The sequence below is a fragment of the Polaromonas sp. P1_G4 genome, assembly GCF_056405475.1.
Genome location: NZ_JBFUCA010000893.1, coordinates 1 through 1,014, shown reverse-complemented (window position 1 = coordinate 1,014; position 1,014 = coordinate 1). Strand labels below are relative to the sequence as shown.

The 1,014-nt window shown below is 57.6% G+C and carries 2 protein-coding genes; both read left to right on the top strand.

What is annotated here, in order from left to right; genetic code table 11:
- Positions 1–95 precede the first annotated feature (95 nt).
- Positions 96–752 (top strand): GbsR/MarR family transcriptional regulator, encoded by a 657-nt coding sequence (locus AC1D1X_RS24235; protein WP_477670055.1) that lies wholly within the window; start codon positions 96–98, stop codon positions 750–752.
- A gap of 2 nt (positions 753–754) precedes the next feature.
- Positions 755–1,014 (top strand): cytochrome ubiquinol oxidase subunit I (locus tag AC1D1X_RS24230; protein WP_477699476.1); only part of this gene is annotated, 260 nt, incomplete at its 3' end.

The following is a 1,014-nucleotide window of genomic DNA, read 5'->3' as shown; positions in this document are numbered from 1 at the left end:
CACCAAACCCCTGGCGTGAACTCCCTGGATTTATTAGAATTTCAGTAATTCCTGAAAATTCAATACACCAAAGACGCCGTAAAGAGACCCAAACCATGAATCTGGCCCCCTTAACCCAGCGGTTTGTTCTCCATTTCGGTGAAATGGGCAGTCGGTGGGGCATTAACCGTACTGTGGGGCAGATTTATGCCTTGTTATATGTCTCGCCGCGGGCCCTGAATGCCGATGAAATCGGCGAAGCGCTGGCGTTTTCGCGGTCCAACGTCAGCATGGGGCTGAAGGAGTTGCAGTCGTGGAACCTGGTGCGGTTGCAGCACCTGCCGAACGACAGGCGCGAGTATTTCAGTGCGCCGGAAGACGTCTGGGCCATCTTCCGCACACTGGCCGAGGAACGCCGCAAGCGCGAGATTGACCCGACGCTTTCAATGCTGCGCGATGCGCTGATGGAACACCCGGCCAACCAGGATGACATCCACGCCCAGGCGCGCATGAAGCAGATGCACGACCTGATCGAGCTGATGACGGGCTGGCTGGCCGATGTGCAGAAGATGGACTCGGCCACGCTGATGAGCCTGATGAAGATGGGCGCCAAGGTGCAGAAGCTGCTGGAAGTGAAGGACAAGGTCGCCAGTAGCGTGAAGGCCGGTTTGACAGGCCGCACCGCATCCAGCAAAGTGGCGGCGAAGCCTTCCGGCGAGCTCCTCGGCCCCGCAGCACCTGCTGCCAACCTTCCCGACGAAAACAGGAGTTGATGATGGACGGTTTAGACGCATTCCTGTTGGCCCGCATCCAGTTCGCGGCCAACATCACCTTCCACATCCTCTTTCCCACCATCAGCATTTCGCTGGGCTGGGTGCTGCTGTATTTCAAGCTGCGCTTCGTGAAAACCAAAGCGCAATACTGGATGGACGCCTACCAGTTCTGGGTGAAAATTTTCGCGCTGACCTTTGCCCTCGGTGTGGTCAGCGGCATCACCATKAGCTTCCAGTTCGGCACCAACTGGCCGGGCTACAT